This window comes from Streptomyces sp. Wb2n-11, from assembly GCF_001049855.1.
GTDB classification, from domain to species: domain Bacteria; phylum Actinomycetota; class Actinomycetes; order Streptomycetales; family Streptomycetaceae; genus Streptomyces; species Streptomyces altiplanensis.
Map to the genome: position 1 here is coordinate 291,990 of NZ_CVPB01000001.1, position 18,302 is coordinate 310,291.

Annotated in this window: 17 protein-coding genes and 2 pseudogenes; 10 read left to right on the forward strand and 9 right to left on the reverse strand. The window is 70.2% G+C overall.

Annotated elements, in window-relative coordinates; all coding sequences use genetic code 11:
• Positions 1 to 676 precede the first annotated feature (676 nt).
• Complete coding sequence (map, locus tag BN1555_RS01020) at positions 677 to 1,444, forward strand: type I methionyl aminopeptidase (RefSeq protein ID WP_093797034.1); 768 nt, start codon at positions 677 to 679, stop codon at positions 1,442 to 1,444.
• Positions 1,445 to 2,121: 677 nt separating this feature from the next.
• Here the strand turns inward: map and BN1555_RS01030 are convergent.
• Positions 2,122 to 3,522 carry an NAD(P)-binding domain-containing protein gene (locus BN1555_RS01030; protein ID WP_093797038.1) on the reverse strand — a complete coding sequence of 467 codons (1,401 nt, stop codon included), beginning with the start codon at positions 3,520 to 3,522 and terminating at the stop codon, positions 2,122 to 2,124.
• A 590-nt stretch (positions 3,523 to 4,112) separates the two neighbouring features.
• Between BN1555_RS01030 and BN1555_RS01040 the strand changes: the two genes are divergently transcribed.
• Positions 4,113 to 4,487: an ArsR/SmtB family transcription factor gene (locus BN1555_RS01040; protein ID WP_093803079.1), complete on the forward strand. Its 375-nt coding sequence runs from the start codon at positions 4,113 to 4,115 to the stop codon at positions 4,485 to 4,487.
• Between the two features lie 50 nt (positions 4,488 to 4,537).
• Positions 4,538 to 5,014: pseudogene (locus BN1555_RS01045) on the forward strand (N-acetyltransferase family protein); the annotation flags it as partial.
• A gap of 37 nt (positions 5,015 to 5,051) precedes the next feature.
• Here BN1555_RS01045 and arsB read toward each other — a convergent pair.
• Positions 5,052 to 6,164 carry an ACR3 family arsenite efflux transporter gene (gene arsB / locus BN1555_RS01050; RefSeq protein ID WP_093797042.1) on the reverse strand — a complete coding sequence of 371 codons (1,113 nt, stop codon included), beginning with the start codon at positions 6,162 to 6,164 and terminating at the stop codon, positions 5,052 to 5,054.
• On the reverse strand, positions 6,161 to 6,469 hold the full coding sequence (locus BN1555_RS01055; protein WP_093797044.1) for an ArsR/SmtB family transcription factor: 309 nt from the start codon (positions 6,467 to 6,469) through the stop codon (positions 6,161 to 6,163). Before BN1555_RS01055 ends, arsB begins: the two co-directional genes overlap by 4 nt.
• Positions 6,470 to 6,564: 95 nt before the next feature.
• Between BN1555_RS01055 and BN1555_RS01060 the strand changes: the two genes are divergently transcribed.
• From BN1555_RS01060 to BN1555_RS39925, 4 genes are all read left to right on the forward strand, one after another.
• Positions 6,565 to 6,978: an arsenate reductase ArsC gene (locus BN1555_RS01060; RefSeq protein WP_093797046.1), complete on the forward strand. Its 414-nt coding sequence runs from the start codon at positions 6,565 to 6,567 to the stop codon at positions 6,976 to 6,978.
• 363 nt (positions 6,979 to 7,341) lie between these two features.
• Positions 7,342 to 8,046, forward strand: a complete 705-nt coding sequence (locus BN1555_RS01065; protein ID WP_093797048.1) for a type 1 glutamine amidotransferase domain-containing protein — start codon at positions 7,342 to 7,344, stop codon at positions 8,044 to 8,046.
• 397 nt (positions 8,047 to 8,443) lie between these two features.
• Positions 8,444 to 8,962 (forward strand): LysR family transcriptional regulator, encoded by a 519-nt coding sequence (locus tag BN1555_RS39920; protein WP_255306346.1) that lies wholly within the window; start codon positions 8,444 to 8,446, stop codon positions 8,960 to 8,962.
• Entirely contained in the window at positions 8,866 to 9,372 is a 507-nt protein-coding gene (locus BN1555_RS39925; RefSeq protein WP_255306347.1) for a substrate-binding domain-containing protein, read from the forward strand. Before BN1555_RS39920 ends, BN1555_RS39925 begins: the two co-directional genes overlap by 97 nt.
• Before the next feature lie 1,886 nt (positions 9,373 to 11,258).
• On the opposite strand, the gene BN1555_RS01085 is transcribed toward BN1555_RS39925, so the two are convergent.
• The gene (locus tag BN1555_RS01085; RefSeq protein WP_093797054.1) at positions 11,259 to 11,723 is read right to left on the reverse strand and encodes a MarR family transcriptional regulator; all 465 of its coding nucleotides are present in this window, start codon (positions 11,721 to 11,723) and stop codon (positions 11,259 to 11,261) included.
• Between the two features lie 667 nt (positions 11,724 to 12,390).
• Between BN1555_RS01085 and BN1555_RS01090 the strand changes: the two genes are divergently transcribed.
• The gene (locus BN1555_RS01090) at positions 12,391 to 12,774 is read left to right on the forward strand and encodes a VOC family protein (RefSeq protein ID WP_093803081.1); all 384 of its coding nucleotides are present in this window, start codon (positions 12,391 to 12,393) and stop codon (positions 12,772 to 12,774) included.
• 819 nt (positions 12,775 to 13,593) lie between these two features.
• Here BN1555_RS01090 and BN1555_RS01095 read toward each other — a convergent pair.
• From BN1555_RS01095 to BN1555_RS01105, 3 genes are all read right to left on the reverse strand, one after another.
• The gene (locus BN1555_RS01095) at positions 13,594 to 14,112 is read right to left on the reverse strand and encodes a DUF2716 domain-containing protein (protein ID WP_218058164.1); all 519 of its coding nucleotides are present in this window, start codon (positions 14,110 to 14,112) and stop codon (positions 13,594 to 13,596) included.
• A gap of 207 nt (positions 14,113 to 14,319) precedes the next feature.
• Positions 14,320 to 14,631 (reverse strand): hypothetical protein, encoded by a 312-nt coding sequence (locus BN1555_RS01100; protein ID WP_093797056.1) that lies wholly within the window; start codon positions 14,629 to 14,631, stop codon positions 14,320 to 14,322.
• Between the two features lie 388 nt (positions 14,632 to 15,019).
• Positions 15,020 to 15,589: an ATP-binding protein gene (locus BN1555_RS01105; RefSeq protein ID WP_255305812.1), complete on the reverse strand. Its 570-nt coding sequence runs from the start codon at positions 15,587 to 15,589 to the stop codon at positions 15,020 to 15,022.
• A 418-nt stretch (positions 15,590 to 16,007) separates the two neighbouring features.
• Between BN1555_RS01105 and BN1555_RS41460 the strand changes: the two genes are divergently transcribed.
• Positions 16,008 to 16,805 carry an alpha/beta fold hydrolase gene (locus BN1555_RS41460; RefSeq protein ID WP_093797058.1) on the forward strand — a complete coding sequence of 266 codons (798 nt, stop codon included), beginning with the start codon at positions 16,008 to 16,010 and terminating at the stop codon, positions 16,803 to 16,805.
• A gap of 29 nt (positions 16,806 to 16,834) precedes the next feature.
• Here the strand turns inward: BN1555_RS41460 and BN1555_RS01115 are convergent.
• Both BN1555_RS01115 and BN1555_RS01120 read right to left on the reverse strand, forming a co-directional pair.
• A pseudogene (locus BN1555_RS01115) lies at positions 16,835 to 16,990 on the reverse strand (AAA family ATPase); the annotation flags it as partial.
• 77 nt (positions 16,991 to 17,067) lie between these two features.
• Entirely contained in the window at positions 17,068 to 17,640 is a 573-nt protein-coding gene (locus tag BN1555_RS01120) for a DUF2165 domain-containing protein (RefSeq protein ID WP_093797060.1), read from the reverse strand.
• A 323-nt stretch (positions 17,641 to 17,963) separates the two neighbouring features.
• Between BN1555_RS01120 and BN1555_RS01125 the strand changes: the two genes are divergently transcribed.
• Positions 17,964 to 18,290, forward strand: a complete 327-nt coding sequence (locus tag BN1555_RS01125; protein WP_093797062.1) for a VOC family protein — start codon at positions 17,964 to 17,966, stop codon at positions 18,288 to 18,290.
• Positions 18,291 to 18,302 lie beyond the last annotated feature (12 nt).

Genomic DNA, 18,302 nt, shown 5'->3' on the forward strand with positions numbered 1-18,302 from the left:
GTTGGGGTTTACCCGTCGGCCCACTACGGGGGGGGCCGCACTGCCGCAGAACGACGCACGCCCGTCGGGTGCCGAGCGGGAGAAGAGAGCTCCTCGTACGCCACCCGCCGCACGTCTCCGGTGGCCGGCCTGTGGCCTTCGGCCCGCGCCCAGGCCGGCTCCGCCGCGCCCGGCACGAGAAGCTCCTCGCGCTCAGCGGTCGACGCTCGCAGCCCTTCGGAGGCCGACATGAGAGTCCGGACCATGCCGTGAGGTGTCCAGCGATCCGGGGCTGCGCGGCCAAGGCCGGCGCCGCCGTACTACGCCGGGAACGTCCACTCCCCACCAGTCGACGCCCGTCCGGTCACGCCGGCATGACCTGCCGCCACCTTCGGCGTCTTCCGCGCAGGTGGCGGCCAGGTCGTCGAGCAACAGGGGCGGGGCGGAGATCAGGGCCGTCCCGGCGAAGAAGGCCGGGGCCGGGACTCGGCCGGCCCCGGCCCTGCGGAGGTTTTCGGCAGATACCCGGCTGCCGCTGCCCCGCCGACCATGCCGCGGTCACCGCGGACCTCGCGGCGCAAGGCCTTGAAGCGCTCTTCACGTTGCCGCCCTTGCGGCCTCAGGAACTCCCACCACGCCTGTGATACTAATACCGGTATAAGTATTGGAAGCGTCGCATCTCAAGGAGTCACGACACATGGTGGAGATCAAGACCGACACGGCACTGGAGACGATGCGCGAAGCCGGACGCGTCGTGGCCCACGCACTTGCGGCCGCCCGCGCGGCGGCAACCGTGGGAGTCCGTCTGCGCGAGCTCGATGAAGCCGCCCGTACCGTTCTGGCCAAGGCCGGAGCACGCTCTCCGTTCCTGGGCTACCAGCCCGCCTTCGCCCCGCTCCCTTTCCCCGCCGTGATCTGCGCCTCCGTGAACGATGCCGTCGCGCACGGCATCCCCGGCGACTACCGCCTGCGCGACGGCGACCTGGTCAGCATCGACTGTGGAGCCGAACTCGACGGCTGGACCGGCGATGCCGCGATCAGCTTCACCGTCGGCACCCCTCGTCCCGCCGACCTCGAACTCATCGCCGCCACCCAACAGGCCCTGGAAGCCGGCATCGCCGCCGCCGCCGTCGGCCATCGGATCGGCGACATCTCCCATGCCATCAGCACGGTAGCCCGCAAAGCCGCCTGCGGCATGCCGGCGGACTTCGGCGGCCACGGTATCGGCCGCCAGATGCACGAAGACCCCCACGTCCCCAACCACGGACGACCCGGCCGCGGCTTCCCCCTGCGCCACGGTCTCACCCTCGCCATCGAACCCATGCTCATGGCAGGAGGGCGCAACGACTACCGCACCGACCCCGACGGATGGACCCTGCGCACGATCGACGGCAGCCGAGCCGCCCACATCGAACACACCATCGCCATCACCGAGGACGGCCCCCGCATCCTCACCCTGCCCTGATCTCCAACCCGCTCTCACCCGGCAGCCGGGCGCATCGGCCACTCCCGGAAGCACCACCGGTGAAACGGGTCCTGCCGGCACCGGGTCCTGCTGGGCAGTACAGGCAACCTTGAACACGGAGCGGACGGCGCGTGGGCGCAGGGTGGCCGATCGCCCCGAACCATCCCCGGGGCCGGCCGTTTCCCTTCCGTGCCCGTGGTCCAGGCCGTGTCGCCCACCTTGACCGCTTCCGAGTGCCATCGCCTCAAGAAGGCTGTCTGCGGTCGCAAGCCCCCGCATCGGGCCCGGCAGCGGGCAACTACCGTACTGCCGGCTGCCCGGAGGTGCTCCCGTACCGGGACAACCGCGCAGACGCTGCTGCACGTGGCCACGGGCAGCAGACCGGCGGCGCCGAGCACGGAGCCGAGGAGCACGACGGCGCGCGGGCCGCGTCGGCCGAGAATGCGCCCGACGTGGATCCCGGCGAGGGCGGAGACGACGAGGCCGAGTGGGAACGCCGCGGTGGTCGCTCCGGCCGGCGGTCGTGGCGGTGAACTGCGGGCCGAGGACGGCGGAGGCGCGGCAGACGATGCCCCGGCTCACGGCCTGCGTGGCGCAGGGGCGGGCGGGGTGGGTGCGGGGCCGCGACCGGTCCCCTGCTCCGGTCGCGGCCCCACGCACAGGGCCGCCCAGGCCGGTCACGAGCCGCAGCAACCACCCGCCGGGGCCTCCTCGGCAGCCGCCCCGACCGCGGCGGGGACACCGAGCTGGACGAGCTGCGGCGTGGGCGCGCAGCAGCCGCCGTCGGCCTGGGCGGCCTCCGGGGCGTCGAAGAGGCCGGCACCACCGCAGACTCCGGTCTCGGGCAGGGTGAGTTCGACGCGGTCGGCCGCGTCGAGGTCACCGGCGATCGCGGCGGCGACGGAGCGGACCTGCTCGTAGCCGGTCATGGCGAGGAAGGTCGGGGCGCGGCCGTAGGACTTCGTGCCGACCAGGTATACGCCGGGTTCGGGGTGGGAGAGCTCGCGGTGGCCGTGGGGGTAGACGGTGCCGCAGGAGTGCTGGTTGGGGTCGATCAGCGGCGCGAGTCCGACCGGTGCCTGGAGGCGCTCGTCGAGGTCCAGGCGCAGCTCGTCCAGGAAGGTGAGGTCGGGGCGGAAGCCGGTCAGTACGATCACTTCGTCGACCGCGTCCAGGCGGCGCCCGTCCTCGCCGGCGAGGACCAGGCGGCCGCCGGCGTCGCGCTCGATCGCCTCGGTGCGGAAGCCGGTGACCGCGTCCGCGTATCCCTCGTCGACGGCGGTCTTCGCGGCCAGCCCGAGGGCTCCGCGGGCCGGGAGCTGGTCGGCCTCGCCGCCGCCGAAGGTGGAACCGGAGATGCCCCGGCGCAGGATCCACACCGCCTTCGTTCCCGCGCCGTCGTCGGACTTCGCGAGATCGGCGAGGTGGGCGAGGGCGGTGAAGGCGGAGGCGCCGGAGCCGATGACGGCGGTGCGCTTGCCCGCGTACCGAACGCGGACGGCGGGGTCCTTCAGGTCGGGGATGCGGTAGGTCACCCGGTCCGTAGCGGCCTTCTCGCCAAGGGCGGGCAGACCGCTGCCGCCGGCCGGGGACGGGGTGGCCCAGGTGCCGGAGGCGTCGATGACCGCGCGGGCGAAGAGCCGCTCCTCGCGACCGTCGGCATGGGTGGTGTGCACGACGAACGGCTGCTTGTCCCGGTCGGCGTCCACGATCCGGTCCCGCCCGGCCCGGGAGACACCGGTGACGGTGGCGCCGAGACGGACGCGGTCACCGAGGACGTCGGCCAGCGGCTGCAGGTAGAGCTCGGCCCAGTCGCCGCCGGAGGGGTAGGTGGCCGGGTCGGGGCGCGTCCACCCGGTCGGGGCGAGAAGCTTTTCGGCGGCCGGGTCGACGACCTCGCTCCAGGTGGAGAACAGGCGCACGTGCGACCAGTCGCGCACCGCGGCGCCGGCAGTGGGCCCGGCCTCCAGAACCAGGGGCTCGATGCCCCGGTCGACCAGGTGGGCGGCGGCGGCCAGACCGGTGGGGCCGGCTCCGATCACGACGACGGGCAGCTCGGTGGTGGCGGGCGCGTTCACGGCGACTCCTTGCTTGTTTTGACATCCGTCGATGGCTTGCGTGACCCACCATGGCACTTGCATTGACGTCCGTCAACATAGACGGACATCGAAATCGTAAGGGTTGCCGATGGAGCACATCGACGTCGTCGTGATCGGCGGTGGCCGGTCCGGACTTGCCCCCCGCCCACGCCCTGCTGCGGGCCGCGGCCCATGGCGCTGGAGGCACCCGACCGCGCGGCCGGGTCGTGGCCGCGCTACTACGACAGCCTCACGCTGTTCTCATCCGCCCGGTACAGCTCCCCGCCGGGGCGCCGTTCCCCGGCGGTGGTCCGGACCGCCATTCGCACCACGACGAGGCCGTTGCCCGGCCCACGGCCCATGCCGACCGCCTGGACACCGAGGTCCAAGACCTCGGCGGCGGGAGGGTATCGCGGCCGGGGTGTCGGGGCCGGCGTTCGCCGGGCTGGAGTGGCGGCGCAGCCTGCCGTCGAAACCGCTGGGCGGGGTGGGCCAGGACGCGGGCCACCCCGCCCGGCGCCCGGACGTCCGCCTCGTGCGCCGGTGACGGGGCCTCCCCGCGCTGGTTCGACGTATGTCAACATAGAAGCATGTCGAATGCGAAGGTGCTGCCGCTGCTCGAGCCGGCCGGCGACCAGGGTGTGGCGCCGTGCTGCCCGCCGCTGACCGAGCGCCCGATGACCGCCGATGAGGCCGAGACGGCCGCGCGGATGTTCAAGGCGCTCGGTGACCCGGTGCGCCTGCGGTTGTTCTCCTCAGTGGCCTCTCACGAGGGCGGGGAAGCGTGCGTGTGCGACATCTCCGACGTCGGCGTCTCCCAGCCCACGGTGTCCCACCACCTGAAGAAGCTGAAGGAGGCCGGTCTGCTGACCTCCGAGCGGCGCGGCACCTGGGTGTACTACCGGGTCGAGCCGTCGGTCCTCGCCGCGATGGGCAAGCTGCTGGCCATGCCGACCGCATTCTGACGCCCGGACGGACAAAGGGGGAAGCAGTGGCGAGTGGGACGTGGAGCGCGGTGGTCGTGCCGCTGACGGCGGTTCACGCCGAGCAGGTCCTGACGGTCTATCAGGCAGGGATCGACGAGGGCAACGCCACCTTCGAGACCAGCCCGCCGTCCTGGGAGGCGTTCGACGCCGCGAAGCTGCCCGAGCACCGCTTCGCCGCCCTCGACGAGCAGGGGACAGTGCTGGGCTGGGCCGCCGTGAGCCGGGTCTCGGACCGGTGCGCGTACGCGGGCGTGGTCGAGCACTCCGTCTATGTCCACCCCGCTGCGCGCGATCGCGGCGTCGCAGCCGCCTTGTTGAAGGCACTGGTCGACTCCGCGGAAGCGGCCGGGATCTGGACCATCCAATCCGGGATCTTCCCCGAGAACACCGCGAGCCTGGCACTCCACGAGCGGGCCGGATTCCGGATCATCGGCACGCGGGAGCGGATCGGACGCCATCACGGTGTCTGGCGCGACGTCGTCCTTGTCGAGCGCCGCAGCCCTGCCTGGCCGCCGCCGGCCACCTCCACATCCACGTACTGCGTCACGGGGCCGTGGTCAGGGGTGCGGGACCGAACTTCTTGCGCCAGGCAAGCGCGACGTAGACCAGCCCGATCAGCACCGGGACTTCGATGAGCGGTCCGACGACGCCGGACAGGGCCTGGCCGGAGGTGACGCCGAAGGTGGCGATGGCGACGGCGATGGCCAGTTCGAAGTTGTTGCCCGCGGCGGTGAACGCCAGGGTCGTGGTGCGGTCGTAGGCCAGACCCAGGCCCTTGCCGAGCAGGAACGTGCCGAAGAACATGATCGCGAAGTAGACCAGCAGCGGCAGCGCGATGCGGGCGACGTCCAGCGGCTGGGAGGTGATGGTCCTGCCCTGGAGGGCGAAGAGGATGACGATCGTGAACAGCAGCCCGTACAGCGCCCACGGACCGATCTTCGGCAGGAAGCGCTGCTCGTAGCCTTCGCGGCCCATCTTCTTCTCACCGACGCGGCGGGTGAGGAAGCCGGCCAGCAGCGGGACGCCGAGGAAGATGACCACGTTCAGGGCGATCTCCCCCATCGAGATGTCCAGGTGCTCGCCGTCGCCCAGGCCGAGCCAACCGGGAAGCAGGTCGAGGTAGAACCAGCCCAGCAGGCCGAACGCGACGACCTGGAAGACGCTGTTGAGCGCCACCAGGACGGCCGCGGCCTCCCGGTCGCCGCAAGCGAGGTCGTTCCAGATGATGACCATGGCGATGCAGCGGGCCAGGCCGACGATGATCAACCCGGTGCGGTACTCGGGCAGGTCCGGCAGGAAGATCCAGGCCAGCGCGAACATCACCGCGGGCCCGAGGACCCAGTTGACGACCAGGGAAGAGATCATCAGCTTGCGGTCGCCGGTGACGGCGTCGAGCTTGTCGTAACGGACCTTCGCCAGGACCGGATACATCATGATCAGCAGACCGAGGGCGATCGGCAGGGAGATCCCGCCGATCTCCACCTTCGCCAGCGCGTCGCCCAGTCCGGGGATCATCCGCCCGAGCCCGAGGCCGACGGCCATGGCGATGAGGATCCACACGGCGAGGTAGCGGTCGAGAGTGGAGAGCTTCTTGACGACCGAGTCGTCCCCGCCGGCCGGACCGGGGGCGGCGGTGATGGGCTCGGTGGAGGTCACGGGCAGGCCCTCTTGTTCTCGGCAGCGGTACGGGCGGAGGCGGCCAGCTCGGCGAACTGCTCCGACAGGCCGGCCAGGACCTCCGGCTTGAGCCTGTAGTACGTGAAGCGGCCGCACGGCTCGGTCTCCACCAGACCCGCCTCGCGCAGCACCTTCAGGTGGTTGGACAGGTTGGTCTGCTTGGCTCCGGTCTCCTCGACCAGGTGCGTCGTGCAGAGCGTCTCGCGCGCCAGCAGGGTCACGATCTTCAGGCGGAGCGGATCGCCCAGCACCCGGATCACGTCAGGTTCGACTGAAGTCAGCATGCGCTGATACTGTCACATCATCAACCGTTGATACCAGCGGGGGCCGAAGTCATGGGCGGCCGGGTTCCGCCATGCGACGAGAGAGAACGATCACCATGGCCGACAAGCCGTCCGTCCTGTTCGTCTGCGTCCACAACGCCGGCCGCTCCCAGATGGCCGCCGCGTGGCTGACCCACCTGGCCGGCGACCGCGTCGAGGTCCGCTCGGCCGGCTCCGACCCGGGCACTGCCGTCAATCCGGCCGCCGTCGAAGCCATGGCCGAGGTCGGCATCGACATCTCCGGGGAGAGGCCGAAGATCCTCACCGTGGACGCGGTGAAGGAGTCCGACGTCTGCATCACCATGGGCTGCGGCGACACCTGCCCGGTCTTCCCCGGCAAGCGCTACCTGGACTGGAAGCTCGAGGACCCGGCCGGCCAGGGCGTCGAGGCCGTACGTCCGATCCGCGACGAGATCAAGACCCTGGTCGAGGACCTGATCGCCGGGATCGCCCCGGAGAAGACGGGGTGAGCGGGATACGCGAGGTCTCGTCATCGGCTCCGGCCCCGCCGGACACACCGGCGCCCCCTCCACCGCCCGTGAGGAGGGAACCGCTCCACCGTGCGGGTCGGCACCGGAGCAAGGGGAGCACCCAGACGCGGGAAGGCGTCCCGGCGTGACCTGCGGGTGACGGCCTTGGCGCAGGCCGGCCGCCGCGCCAGGCCCGGCGCGCTTCGGCATCCGCGCCTGCCCCATTCCCATAAGAAATTTTATGGGGCAGTCTGCGCTGCTGAACTATTCCTCATCGATGCTGGTGTTGTCCCGGCACCGCGGTCTACCGCCGCGAAGCTCACGGCGCCGAGCGCCGCACCTTCCCGTTCAGGAGGAAAACTCATGCCGAAGGTCTTGATGGTCGTATCGGGCGCGAACAGCCTGGTACTGGCCGACGGATCCGCCCACCCCACCGGTTACTGGGCAGAGGAGGTCGCCGCCTCCCATGAGGTCCTCACCAACTCCGGAACCGACGTGGTGATCGCGACGCCGGGCGGTGTGCCGCCGACCGTCGACGCGCTCAGCCTCGACGAGCGCGGCGGCGTCTCCCCGAGCGACGCGCAGCGGTTTCGCACCTACCTCGACGGCATCGCCGACCAGCTCGGTACTCCGCTGTCCCTGGCGAAGGTACGGGCAGGCGACTACGACGCGATCTACATCCCCGGCGGGCACGCCCCGATGGCCGACCTCGCGCACGACGCCGACCTCGGTCGGCTGCTGAACGACGCCGACGCGCAGGGCCGGACCGTGGCGGCCCTGTGCCACGGAGTCGCCGCCCTGCTGAGCGCCACCGGGCCGGACGGTTCCTTCACGTTCGCCGGACGCGCTCTGACGTCCTTCACCGACGAAGAAGAGCGCCAGGGCGGCCTGGGCGACAACACCCCGTACTTCGTGGAGAGCCGGCTGCGCGAGCGGAAGGCCGTCGTCGAGACCGGTGCCGCGTGGAGCGACACGGTCGTCGCGGACGGCAACCTGATAACCGGCCAGAACCCGCAGTCCAGCACCTCCACCGCCCAGAGGGTCCTCAAGGTCCTCGCGAACCGCTGAAGGCCCCGGGCACCATCACCGCGAGGGGCGCGTGGCTGCATGCGCCCCTCGCCGCGCGGCTCCTGCACGGTGTCTCTTTCTGCCGCGTCTCTTTTCTACCGCTGACCGCGACACCCCGAACCAGAGGAAGCCCCGCCGCGGGACTGTCGTAAGCAGGCCGTGCGACCACTGACCGGGTGGTCGGACAACACCGGATCAGGAAACCGCCTGCCGGCCCGACAGCCGCTCCCGCGCGTGCGTGGCCAGACGTGGCATCGGGCCCACGGGATGCGACAGGCCACCGGCGGGCGCCCCGGACAACGCCCGTCGGCAACCGGTACCGGCCTGGGCCGGTCATCTGACGCTCGTAGCACAGGGCGTGGTGCTGCTGTTGTCCACCGCGTGGTTTTCTTTGCGAGTGATCAACGAGAAACGCTTCAGTGCGCCGAGACTTGATCTGTTGCTGACGTTCCTGGAGGTCTACCGGGCAGGGTCCCTGTCAGCGGCGGCTCAGCGCCTGGGGGTGACCCAGCCGGCTGTCAGCGGTCAGCTCGCGCGACTGGAGGGCCAGCTCGGAGAGCCGCTCTTCGTGCGCAGCTCGAAAGGGGTGACGCCAACGGCACGGGCAGCGGTGCTCGCCTCGCGCGTCGGCGTGCACGTGGACGGACTGCGCGAAGCGGTGACCTCCGGAGACGCACAACCGCTCCTGACGGGCACAGTGCGGATCGGCGGAGCCGCCGAGCTGATGACTCTGCGGGTGATGCCGGCACTGGCCCATCTGACCAGGCGGGGGTCCGGGTTGATGTCACCCTTGGGCTGGCCGACGACCTGCTGTCCGCACTGGCCGCCGACCGCCTGGACGTCGTCGTCTCGGCCGTCAGACCCAAGCTCGCGACTGTCGTGGCACAGACACTCGTCGACGAGGAATTCGTCCTGATCGCCTGCCCCGCGCTCGCTCACACCATCGGTGCCGAACGGCTGCGGACCGACCCGGTAGCCGCCCTGGCGCACCTCCCCGTGGTGGCGTACAACTCGGATCTGCCCATAGTGCGCCGATACTGGCGCAGCGAATTCGGGCGACGCCCGCCGAACCCCGTGGCGATGACCGTCACCGACCTGCGAGCCGTCCTCGAAGCAGTGATCGCGGGCGCCGGGTTGTCGGTCCTGCCGCACTACATCGCCGCCTCCGCACTGGAAACGGGGAAGGTGGTGCAATTGCACCACCCCCAGGCCGCGCCGCTGAACACTCTGTACCTGGCCGTCCGCCGCGGCGTTCCGGGGAATCCGGCTGTCACCGTCCTGCGTGATCAACTCCAGCAGGCAGCTCGCAGCTGGAACAGCCTGTGACCGCGTCCCCCACCCCGCCGGGATGCCGCGGCGGATGTCCTGCCCTGATCACCGCGGCTCGCTGCCGCCGCGACGCAGGCCACCGCATGTCCACATGCGGCCGCGATCTACGGCACCCGCTGAGTTGACGACGACCGCAGCCTGCGGTGTGGAGTCCCGCCAGGCAGACGGTTGCGGTCTTCTCGTAGCGGGAGAGAAGAGCGGTTCCGCCCAGGACGCGTTACTGCGGCTGCAGGACATCGGCCGGCGGCTGTTCGAACGTAACCCGGTGCTCCTCCAGCTCGGAAGCACCCGAGCCGGCGCCGACACCGTCCTGGCCCGGCATGCGCCCGGCTGATCGAGAAGGGCAAGGCGTCAGGCGAGTTCGCCCCCGCGGCGCCAGTCACCCGGCTGGTGGCCGCAGTCACCGTTCTCGGCCACGCAGCAGGCGACGAAGCCGGGGCGGGACCGCATGTCAGTGGAAGAGGCGGCAACATGGCTGCGGACCGCCACACTGGCCCTCCCGAGCATCAGGCCGAGCAACTCGGCATCCTGGGCCGCTTCGTCCGCCCAGGACGAAAAGGGTCTGTGCCGGCCGGACACGGATTCGCCGCCGGGGACGGTCTGCCGCCGCGCTGCCGGCTCTCACACCAGCTCCGGGGACCCGGGCTTTCTCAACGGTGCGTGCGGACGCTTCTCACTCCATGGCAGCAGAAGCCCGGGCCGGCCCCGTCCGCCCCGGCATCGGTACGAGACGGCGCCAGGGCAACGAAGCGGGAGTCGGCAGCCGGGCAGAGGCTGTCCCGCCGACGCGTACCTCCTCTGTCCGGAGTACAGCGGAAGCGGGCCGGCGCTGTACCTGACGCGGTGCGCCGACCGCCTCCAGGCACATGCCGGCCAGGCACCCGGCGGAGAAGGGCTATGAGGACCTCGGCGGGCGCGTGCCCTCGGCGCCTTCCGCTCCCGGGTCCACGTCGCCCTTCCTCTCGGACGCACGGCTTCTCCGGCCGGACTCCGATGCCCGGCGCTCCTCCTCCGGTGTCATGTCCTTTTCGCCGGTGACCTGCTCCAGAGGTGATTCGCCGCTCTTTTCCCGCTTGTCGGGCTCGTTCATCGTCACTCCTCGCTGGTAGCGCGTCCCGGCAGCATGGCGATCCCCGGGAGGCTCTTCACGCTCATCTTGCTCCCGCACCCCTCGGCCCGCACTCGGTGAGACTCTCAAAGGCGCTCGCCGGCCGGGCGCCGGCGCACCGGCCGCAGCGCCCGTTCGTACGGCTTCGACCACAGCCTCATGCAGGCGCCGGCTGTCGCCCCCGGTCGCGCACCGTACGGGACTGCCCGGCATCGTCAACCAGTCGGCAGCGCCTCCGACCGAAGCGCAGCCCGGCCTCGCCGCCGGCCCACGCGGTGTGCCTGCCCTGGGAGGAAAGCGCCTGCCGGCCGGCATCTCCGAGGCAGTCTGCGACCCCGTCGGCACCAGGGAGGAACGCACCACCGTCCCCCGGAGAGGGTCGCGCTCCGGCCGGGCCACACCGGAGCCGGCGCGCACAACACCCGTGCCGCTCGGCCGGCCTGCGCCGATGCCTCCTTCGACCACACGCGCCCGCCAGTCGGCAGCAATGGGTCCGTCTCCCACTGACCGGCTGACTCTCCGTTGTCCGCTGGTGCGCCCCTTCGCCGGGGCGCACCAGCGCCCGGTCCTCGCGCGCGAAGGTCGTGGTGCCTGGTCCTCCGTCGAAGACCGCCCCTGTCGGGAACCTGCGCCGTACCGAGGGCGACAGACCCCGGGGCGCCGGGCCGTCCTGAGGGCGGCCACCGGGCTGAACAGGCAGGAACGTACCTTGAGGGGAAGGGGGCACCTGATGCCCGGTGCTCGGTGGGGTGTCCCGGGGGCCTCCCGGCACCCTTCAGCCGGGCAGGTCGCCGTTGCCGCCCAGGTTCGCGACCATCCGACGCAGGACGTTGATCGTCGTCACGAAGTCGGCAGCATCAATGCCTTCGTGCATCTGCTCGTGAACACGCAGGTTACGTTCCCTGGCCCGCAGGCGGCCGGCCTCTCCGGCCTCCGTCAACGTCATGGCCCCCGCCTCCTCCGTCATCCAGCCACGAGCGACCAGGTCGTCGAAAACGCTGTCGAAGTCGATGCCCAGGTCGTCGTACGACGCCAGCCGCTCCGTCAGCGGGGCACGCGTCCATGCCCCAGGTTCCCCGGCCACATGGTTGAGCGTCCACCAATGCGGCTGCGTCAGGTCCTCCACCGCCAACTGGCCACGGAGGGCCCCGACCACCTGCCGGTATGCCTCGCCACTCCACGCTCCGATGGGTTGAGCGGCCAGTTCCTCGTGCGAGTACACCTTGATCGCCATGCTCATGCGCCTCCTTCAGGAATCGCTGGAACATGATCACCGTAAGACCTCAAGTCAGCTTGACATCAAGGAAGTTGCCAGGCGGTCCTGACGCCGAACACCTTCACGCAGACCTGGGCCGGGTCATTTGGTCATGGACGACAACCCGTCCTGCGGGCCCAGGTTGCCGACGAACGAGCCGAAGCCGCCTTGCTCGCCACCCGGTTCCCCACCTGCACCGGGGCCGTCAACCACTGCGTGTTCGACGCTCCGCAGACTGAGTGCCAGAACGGGCTGCCGGTCGACCAGCGGGGCCAGGCACCTCTGATGGGCGCCTGCCGGCCCGGCCGCTGCCGCAAATCCGTGATCACGCGAGGGCACGCTCCCGTCTCGATCGCCGAGTTCCGCAAACAGCCACGAGAGGCGAAGTCCGAGATCACAGAACCGGACGACAGGCTCGACACCCTCGCGACGGTGACCGTAGACCTCGGTGATCGTGGACCTCTGCCACGAGAACCAGGCCCTGGAGAAGCGCGTCGGCGACCGGAAGCCCACCGCCCTGCCCACCGCAAAGGGCCGCGGCTGCCGCTCGCGCTCCCGCAGTACTGGAGGCACCGCTTCGGGAGGACTGGTGACCTTCACCAGCCCTCCCGAAGCGGCCGAGCCTGTCCCGTCGTCTCGTAAAGTGACCGCCATAGCATGCCGAATCAGTGAACTGGTCATCGACGCAGCGGACCCCGACCGACTGGCCGCATTCTGGAGCGACGTCCTCGGTTACGTCGAACTCGGCCGGGAGAGCGACGGAAGCATCGAGATCGGCCCGCCCGACGTCGGTTTCGGCGGCCCGCAGCCCACCCTCGTCTTCAGCCCGACCAGTGCTCCCCGGGCGGAAAAGCTCCGACTGCACATCGATGTCAACGCCACCGACCGCGACCAGGATGCCGAGCTGGAACGACTCCTCGCTCTCGGCGCAAGGCCCGTCGACGTCGGCCAGACCGGCGCCGAAAACTGGCACGTCCTGGCCGACCCCGAGGGCAACGAGTTCTGCCTCCTGCACACCCGGCTCAAGCCCTTCTGACAGGGGTGTCCGTCCTCAGGCACTTCCTCCGTAGGGCACAGCGACGGCTCACGCAGGAACAGGAATGCACAGGACAACCAACAGGTGGGAGAGCGCCGGCGCGATCCGCCCGACCACCTCGTCCCCGGCCCCGGATCCGGCCCCGAATCCGGTCCCGCACACTCGACCACCCACCCGGCCCTCACCGCACGAGACCCGTTCTCAAGAAACCCACCACACCCCAGCCCGCACACCGCCCAACGCACCGACTGCCCACCTCACCACCGGCAGCTCGCCGGCCTTCGGACTGCTCTTTTCCCGTCAAGGGCGCCTACGGCTTCGCTACGTGACGGGCTTCACCGCCCGTGACCGGGGTGCCCCGAGTACGCAGGAAGCCCGTACCGGAGCAACTGTCGCGGCGCCGGCCCAGATTCCCGGTCCCGCTCGATTGCGGCGTGGATCATGCGCCCCGGAGGAAGTCTGTCGACCAGTGAGGCCGCTCGTCTCGACGAGGTCCCCATTGCCTGCCCATGCATCACCGGAGCCCGCAACCTCGCGCGTGCCTTCACCGGTCCGGTGCGGCATCACCGCAGGACGATGCTCGGACTACGGATCCAAGAGGCCGAGCAGTCCACGATCGGACCTGTCCGACCGTTCGGCGGCTTCCTGCGGCAGGTCTTCGACGCAGTGACGGCTGGTCCGCCCCCGGCCCACAGCTTCAGGCGTCGTCGGAGGTCACGTCTGCCGCGTGGAACTGCTGAAGAGAAGCAGGCGCGGACGCGCGACGTTCGCCCTGCTGCGAGCGCGTATTCTCGCGAGGCCCTGAGTCCGGACCCGGGCTCAGGCCGGGCCCACCGCCTTTCCAGACCTGCGGACCGGCGGGTCAAGAACCTTGTCGACCTCCGTGGACGCGATGTCGAGGAGTTCCCCACCGAACAGGCGGAGGGACTCTTCCCAAGGGTGGCCGAAGCTGCCGAAGCGGAAGTCCTCCGCGATGAAGATGCAGCAGTCCCCGCCGGGGTACGGGCTCAGTGGCCAAACCCGTTGCCCAAGGCCGCCGACCTCCTGCGGTGCGAAGCGATACGACGTGTGCTGCCAGTCGAGGGCGAACAGCGTGTCCGTCGGGCCCCCGCAGGAGGACAGCCCCTGCTCGACCACCGCAACCAGGCGGTCCAGACGCTCGTAGCTCGGATCGTCGTCAAGCGCAGCAAGGCTCCAGGTCACCGATGCGACGGGCTCCTCGATGGCCGGCCACGTGAACGAACTCATACTCGGCCGGAAGAGGAAATCCTCGTAGCAGCGGTCCCCTACGCGTTGGTACTCAGCCTCTGCCGGTGCGGCCACGGGAACTTCCATCATGTCGCGATCCCGTCGATTCGCCCGACGGACACTGAGGAATCGTTCCCGGAAGCACGGACCGAACCCGATTCACACAGCCCCTCAGGCCTTCGCGCCGAGACGCCAGGCGGCCCGGCCGACAGTCCGGGGCGGGCTGTCGGCCGGGCCGGGGAACCGTGCGTGTGGCATCTGCCTGCCGGGGGCAGCCCTCGGGAGGCGCCGCGAAGGTCAGGTGTCGATGCCGGTCACCGCGGTCGGGCCCAGTGGGGCATCGTCCTCGGTAATGCCGGCCTCGCGCAGAGCGGTGATGGCCACTTGCTTGGCGTGCTGCTCCGCGCTGTGGCTGTCATCGGCTTCCACCTCCAGGCGGATGCTGAACGTGCCGTTGTCATTGACGGTGAGGATGTCCAGGTCTTCCGACTGGCCCAGCACGGTGTGCTGGGGATCGGACGGACGCAAATGCCGCACGACAGCAGTCCGTTGGGACTCGGTGACTTCGTGCAGAAACGTGCCCGGGATGGAGATGACGTAGGTGGTCATGCAGACTCCCTTTTCTCGTGCCAAGCCGTCCGGTGCTCCCACAGAGCACCCCCGGGCCTGTCGGGGATCGAGCAGGAGCGAGAACTCCTCGAACGCGATCCGCTGTACGCCCCCGGCGGTCGGTCTGCGGTCTTCGGTACGGGCCCAGGCCAGTTCCGCCGCCCCGGCGTGAGAAGCTCCTCGCGCTCGGCGTCGCCGGGGGCCGGGCCGGTCGGTGCGGACAAGACCTGACGCCACACTCCTTCCGGACGCCCCGCCGCACCATTTCGAGGACCACAACCCGTCTCCACCTCCTGCCCCACCACGGCGGATACACCCGGCGTTTCCTGTCACCTCAGCCGAACGAACCAACACCGCCCGGCGGGTGACGGATGACCGGCGGTATGCCCTAGCCGGCCGCGGGCCCGGTGGGGACTCGGGCCTTGACACGCTTGCCGGAGGGCTCACGCTGTGCCGCGAAGTCCTCGCACACCGCGGTGACGATCTCCAGGCCGTGCCCACCGACCCGGGCCGGATCGGCGGGCAGGACGAGCGGCAGGACCGGGCTGGTGTCGGACACCGTGATCTCCAGGACCGGACCGGACAGCTCCACCTCGACGGCACAGGGACCCGGCGCGTACTTGCGCGCGTTGGTCACCAGCTCGCTGACGACCAGCTGGGCGATCTCCGTCAGCCGGGGCGAGACCTCGATCCAGCCGTCCCTGTGCAGCTGGGCCAGGAAACCGGTGACGAACCGCCGGGCGTCCCCGATCACCCCGGGCGTCACGTCGAACGCCTCACCGGCCCACACGCACCGGCCCGCGAGCACCGGCCGGCCCGGCACCGCACCGCCCACGGCGCCCGGGAAGTCCCGGCGAGCGGGCGAAGCGGCAGCACCGGCGCCGGCCGGCTCCCCCGTCGCCCGGTCGCTGTCAGCTCGCCGGGCCTGCGGACGGTGGAGGTTCTGGTCGCCGTTCATACCTGAGCACGTGCCCCGTCCGCCGCCCGTCAACCAAGGAAAGAAAACCTCGTTGAGTACCCCCCACGCCCTCATGTAGTCACCCGGAAAACGGAGAACCGGACGCGGAACAGCACCCGCAGGACCGACGCGGCCCACACGGCTCGCGGACCACACCGGCCACGCCGTGGACAGCGACCCGGTTCTGCTTCCCGCAGGGTCTGCGCGAGGCGCAGCCGGCGCCGTACCAGCCCGGAGAGCCCCGACTGCACCGAGGAGCAGCACGCCGAAGCCAAACGGCTGCGAGCGCTGGAGCTGAGTGCCGCCGTCGCCACGCCCCCTACTGGACCACGGTGGAGAAGGACGAGCTGGTGGAGGTGCGGGTGACGCCCATGCACGCCCACGAACCCCGTGGGAGAGGGTGGCGTGATGGCACGGAATCAAGGGGCACGGGGCGAGGTGGCGGCGTCTCGCCGCAGCACATCTCACCGAGTCGTACGTGATAACCCCTGACCTGCGCGGACACGGCCACTCGGCCATGGAACCGCCCTGGGACCTCGAGCGTCAGGTCGCGGACGTGCTGGCCGTGCCGGCCGGCCGGGGGCTCACGCGGGTCGACGTAATGGGCCATTCGTACGGCGCCCGGGTCGCCACGCGCCTGTCCCGGACAACTCCGGAGCGTATCGACCGGCTCGCCCTCCTCGACCCGTCGGTCCAGCTCCCGGCGCAGCCAGTGGGGGAACAGGCCCGCAGGGGCATGTCCCTCCCCCCTTACGACACGCCCGAGCACGCACGAGCCGAGCGTGCCGCCGCATGGCCCTTCGCGTCCGGACAGACGCTGGACGACGAAGTGGAAGAACAACTGGAACAAGGGCCCGGCGGCCGGTGGTGTCGGCGCCTCGAAGCAGCGGCTGTGGCCACCGCGTGCTCCGGGATGGCCCGCCCGCAGATCCTTCCTTCACCCACGGCGGACACGCTCTTGATGATCGTGCGGCGATCGGCTTCCTACGCTCCGAGTACGTCGCCGACTGCCGCGGCGTACTCGGCGGCAAACCGACCGTCACCGAGGTGGACCCGGACCCCATGCTGTACCCCGAGAACGACCCGACCCGACCTGGTCGGGCCGCTGCTGCACCGGTTCCTCACCCGGCGTGACGCACCGCCTGTTCCGGGCGGAAGTGGCCGGGTCACAGAACCGGCCCCGGCCGGCTCTCCCGCCTTCCCAAGGCTGCCCTGAAGCGGGCCGTCGAGTCGCACCTCGGGCGGTCAGCCGGCCTTGGCGGTTTCCTCAGCTCGTGCCCGGGCGGAGGTGGGCCGGCCGGAGCCGGTGCCGGTCTCGATGATCGTGCCGTTGAAGGTGAGGCGGTCGGCGGTGGCCGCGCAGAGCCGGGGGTCGCTGAACGCCTTTGTCCACCCGTCGAAACGTACTGCCGTCGTCGTCCGGCCGGACCGCAGACCTGACCGCTGGAGTCCGTCCCGGACACCGCGGTTTCCTCGGGTCACTCCTCCACAGTCCGGACCCCGCCTCGGTGCGCGGTCGGCAGGTGCACCACCACCAGCGTGAACGCGGCCAGTGCGACGTTGCGTGCCGCGGCGTCCAGGCCGTTCCAGTCGGACGACTGCCACATGGCGAACCATTCCCCGCCGATGGCCATGAAGCCGAGTCCGAACAGCAGCAGCACCATGACGAGGCCGAGCGTACTCACCCGACGCGCACGCTCGTACGCTCCACGGCGCAGCCCCACGCCCCAGAGCCAGGTGGCGAGAAGAAGAAGCACCGCGGCCAGGCTTTCCCAAACGATGATGACGACGTAAGCCACGTCCTGCACGACCGGTGACTCGATCGCACGCCACATCAGGTCCGGGTCCTTGAAGGTCGTGTCCATCGCGAGGACGTGCCGGACGAACTGCTGATTGGTCCCGAAGTCAGTGATGTTGCCGAAGGCAACCAGGGTCATGTAAAGCGCCATGGTGCCCGTCAGTGCCGTCGCCGCCACGGGCAGCGTGCCGAGTCGGCCCGCCTTGTCGAGTCCCGCCCGCCACGATCCGGTGCTTTTCTCGCTGCCTGTCATGTGCCCTCCCCGTCAGTCCAGCGGCACATCCTCGGCCGCGCGGATTCACTCAAGACGAGTATGCCGCTCGACCGGGCCCGATCCGGTTGAACCGGTGCCCGAACCGCCCGCGCACAGCCGCCGGTTCGACCGTCCACAGCCTGACACCGGCAAGGGCCCCGCCCATGGCCGTACCACCGAACGGCCTGGCCGTCCGTCACGCAAAGAACCGTTGCAGTACTAGGCCGTGTATCGAAAGTGCTGCCATGCACCTGAGCTGTGTGCGCGAAGGCTGAGCGCAACTCGGTGGCGCCTGGAAGTGGAAGTGAGGAAGGATCGCACACATGGTTTCGGTATTGCAGAACGTGGCGATTGACTGTGCGGATGCCTACGAGCTGGCCCGGTTCTGGAGCAGAGTGACTGACCGTCCACTGCATCCGGAGGACAAACCGGGTGACCGGGAGACTCAGGTGCTGCTGACGGGAGGCCCAGTGCTGTACTTCAACCAGGTGCCCGAGTCTAAGAAGACCAAGAACCGGATCCATCTGTGTTTGCGCCCTGAGACATCGCGTGAGCAGGAGGTGGAACGGCTACTCGGCCTCGGTGCCACCCTTGTCACCGATCACCGGAATCCCGATGGCTCTGGGTGGGCAGTCCTTGCTGACCCCTAAGGCAACGAATTC

Coding starts and splice junctions, on each gene's coding strand:
- map (WP_093797034.1), top strand. CDS start 677: ATGGTGGAGATCAAGACCGACACGGCACTGGAGACGATGCGCGAAGCC.
- BN1555_RS01040 (WP_093803079.1), top strand. CDS start 4,113: ATGTCGAATGCGAAGGTGCTGCCGCTGCTCGAGCCGGCCGGCGACCAG.
- BN1555_RS01055 (WP_093797044.1), bottom strand. CDS start 6,469: ATGCTGACTTCAGTCGAACCTGACGTGATCCGGGTGCTGGGCGATCCG.
- BN1555_RS01060 (WP_093797046.1), top strand. CDS start 6,565: ATGGCCGACAAGCCGTCCGTCCTGTTCGTCTGCGTCCACAACGCCGGC.
- BN1555_RS01065 (WP_093797048.1), top strand. CDS start 7,342: ATGCCGAAGGTCTTGATGGTCGTATCGGGCGCGAACAGCCTGGTACTG.
- BN1555_RS01085 (WP_093797054.1), bottom strand. CDS start 11,723: ATGAGCATGGCGATCAAGGTGTACTCGCACGAGGAACTGGCCGCTCAA.
- BN1555_RS01095 (WP_218058164.1), bottom strand. CDS start 14,112: ATGATGGAAGTTCCCGTGGCCGCACCGGCAGAGGCTGAGTACCAACGC.
- BN1555_RS01100 (WP_093797056.1), bottom strand. CDS start 14,631: ATGACCACCTACGTCATCTCCATCCCGGGCACGTTTCTGCACGAAGTC.
- BN1555_RS01105 (WP_255305812.1), bottom strand. CDS start 15,589: ATGAACGGCGACCAGAACCTCCACCGTCCGCAGGCCCGGCGAGCTGAC.
- BN1555_RS01120 (WP_093797060.1), bottom strand. CDS start 17,640: ATGACAGGCAGCGAGAAAAGCACCGGATCGTGGCGGGCGGGACTCGAC.
- BN1555_RS01125 (WP_093797062.1), top strand. CDS start 17,964: ATGGTTTCGGTATTGCAGAACGTGGCGATTGACTGTGCGGATGCCTAC.